Genomic DNA, 3,104 nt, shown 5'->3' on the forward strand with positions numbered 1-3,104 from the left:
GAGTCCGGCGAAACAAATCAAACCTTGGTTGTTTGAACATACGAAACCTCTTGGGGTTGTATGGTTAAGTGACTAAGCGTACACGGTGGATGCCTGGGCAGTCAGAGGCGATGAAGGACGTACTAACTTGCGATAAGCGGTGATGAGGCAGTAAGAGCCACTTGAGTCACCGATTTCCGAATGGGGAAACCCAGCCGCATAAGCGGTTATCATCAGGTGAATACATAGCCTGATGAGGCGAACCGGGGGAACTGAAACATCTAAGTACCCCGAGGAAGAGAAATCAACCGAGATTCCGGCAGTAGCGGCGAGCGAAACCGGATTAGCCCTTAAGCGTTTTTTGTGTCAGGTGAAGGCTCTGGAAAGTGCCGCGATACAGGGTGACAGCCCCGTAACCGACGATACCTTAAACGTGAAAACGAGTAGGACGGGACACGTGTTATCTTGTCTGAAGATGGGGGGACCATCCTCCAAGGCTAAATACTCCTGACTGACCGATAGTGAACCAGTACCGTGAGGGAAAGGCGAAAAGAACCCCTGTGAGGGGAGTGAAAAAGAACCTGAAACCGTGTACGTACAAGCAGTAGGAGCCCTTCGGGGTGACTGCGTACCTTTTGTATAATGGGTCAGCGACTTAATTTCAGTAGCAAGGTTAACCGTATAGGGGAGCCGTAGGGAAACCGAGTCTTAACTGGGCGTACAGTTGCTGGGATTAGACCCGAAACCAGGTGATCTAGCCATGGGCAGGTTGAAGGTGAGGTAACACTTACTGGAGGACCGAACCGACTAATGTTGAAAAATTAGCGGATGACTTGTGGCTAGGGGTGAAAGGCCAATCAAACCTGGAGATAGCTGGTTCTCCCCGAAAGCTATTTAGGTAGCGCCTCGGACGAATACTACTGGGGGTAGAGCACTGTTAAGGCTAGGGGGTCATCCCGACTTACCAACCCTTTGCAAACTCCGAATACCAGTAAGTACTATCCGGGAGACACACGGCGGGTGCTAACGTCCGTCGTGGAGAGGGAAACAACCCAGACCGCCAGCTAAGGTCCCAAAGTATCACTAAGTGGGAAACGATGTGGGAAGGCTCAGACAGCCAGGATGTTGGCTTAGAAGCAGCCATCATTTAAAGAAAGCGTAATAGCTCACTGGTCGAGTCGGCCTGCGCGGAAGATTTAACGGGGCTAAGTGATACACCGAAGCTGCGGCAATGCGATTTATCGTATTGGGTAGGGGAGCGTTCTGTAAGCGGCTGAAGGTGTGCTGTAAGGCATGCTGGACGTATCAGAAGTGCGAATGCTGACATGAGTAACGACAAGGGGGGTGAAAAACCTCCCCGCCGGAAGACCAAGGGTTCCTGTCCAACGTTAATCGGGGCAGGGTAAGTCGACCCCTAAGGCGAGGCCGAAAGGCGTAGTCGATGGGAAACGGGTTAATATTCCCGTACTTCTTACTATTGCGATGGGGGGACGGAGAAGGCTAGGTGGGCCAGGCGACGGTTGTCCTGGTTCAAGGGTGTAGGCTGATGGTTTAGGCAAATCCGGACCATCTTAAGGCTGAGACCCGATGTCGAGCCACTACGGTGGTGAAGTCATTGATGCCATGCTTCCGGGAAAAGCCTCTAAGCTTCAGATAGTAAGGAATCGTACCCCAAACCGACACAGGTGGTCGGGTAGAGAATACCAAGGCGCTTGAGAGAACTCGGGTGAAGGAACTAGGCAAAATGGTACCGTAACTTCGGGAGAAGGTACGCTGCCGGCGGTGAAGAGACTTGCTCTTGGAGCTGCTGGCAGTCGCAGATACCAGGTGGCTGCAACTGTTTATTAAAAACACAGCACTGTGCAAAATCGAAAGATGACGTATACGGTGTGACGCCTGCCCGGTGCCGGAAGGTTAATTGATGGGGTTATCTTCGGAGAAGCTCTTGATCGAAGCCCCGGTAAACGGCGGCCGTAACTATAACGGTCCTAAGGTAGCGAAATTCCTTGTCGGGTAAGTTCCGACCTGCACGAATGGCGTAATGATGGCCACGCTGTCTCCACCCGAGACTCAGTGAAATTGAAATCGCAGTGAAGATGCTGCGTACCCGCGGCTAGACGGAAAGACCCCGTGAACCTTTACTACAGCTTGGCACTGAACATTGACCCTACATGTGTAGGATAGGTGGGAGGCTTCGAAGCAGGTACGCCAGTATCTGTGGAGCCGTCCTTGAAATACCACCCTTGTAGTGTTGATGTTCTAACGTCGCCCCGTTATCCGGGGTGCGGACAGTGCCTGGTGGGTAGTTTGACTGGGGCGGTCTCCTCCCAAAGCGTAACGGAGGAGCACGAAGGTGGGCTAATCACGGTCGGACATCGTGAGGTTAGTGCAATGGCATAAGCCCGCTTAACTGCGAGAATGACGGTTCGAGCAGGTGCGAAAGCAGGTCATAGTGATCCGGTGGTTCTGAATGGAAGGGCCATCGCTCAACGGATAAAAGGTACTCCGGGGATAACAGGCTGATACCGCCCAAGAGTTCATATCGACGGCGGTGTTTGGCACCTCGATGTCGGCTCATCACATCCTGGGGCTGAAGTCGGTCCCAAGGGTATGGCTGTTCGCCATTTAAAGTGGTACGCGAGCTGGGTTTAGAACGTCGTGAGACAGTTCGGTCCCTATCTGCCGTGGGCGCTGGATGATTGAAGGGAGTTGCTCCTAGTACGAGAGGACCGGAGTGAACGAACCGCTGGTGTTCGGGTTGTGTCGCCAGACGCATTGCCCGGTAGCTAAGTTCGGAACAGATAACCGCTGAAAGCATCTAAGCGGGAAGCTGGCCCTGAGATGAGTCATCCCTGAGACTTTAAGTCTCCTGAAGGGCTGTTCGAGACTAGAACGTTGATAGGCAGGGTGTGTAAGCGTTGTGAGGCGCTCAGCTAACCTGTACTAATTGCCCGTGAGGCTTAACCATACAACACCCAAGGGGTTTTAAGTACGGACTCCATGAGCACTTGAATGATGTGCTGAGAACTTTAGTCAGATTTTTCCGAGATTGTTGAACAAATTTTGCCTGGCGACCATAGCGCTGTGGAACCACCTGATCCCATGCCGAACTCAGACGTGAAACG

The 3,104-nt window shown here is 52.6% G+C and carries 2 rRNA genes; both read left to right on the top strand.

The features are described 5' to 3' along the window. Positions 1–62: 62 nt before the first annotated feature. Positions 63–2,947: ribosomal RNA gene (locus SPK40_RS22880) — 23S ribosomal RNA — on the top strand. A 98-nt stretch (positions 2,948–3,045) separates the two neighbouring features. Next, positions 3,046–3,104: ribosomal RNA gene (gene rrf / locus SPK40_RS22885) — 5S ribosomal RNA — on the top strand; the annotation flags it as partial.

Origin of the sequence: Photobacterium sp. 53610, assembly GCF_036409375.1 — a bacterium.
In the GTDB taxonomy this organism is placed as follows: domain Bacteria; phylum Pseudomonadota; class Gammaproteobacteria; order Enterobacterales; family Vibrionaceae; genus Photobacterium.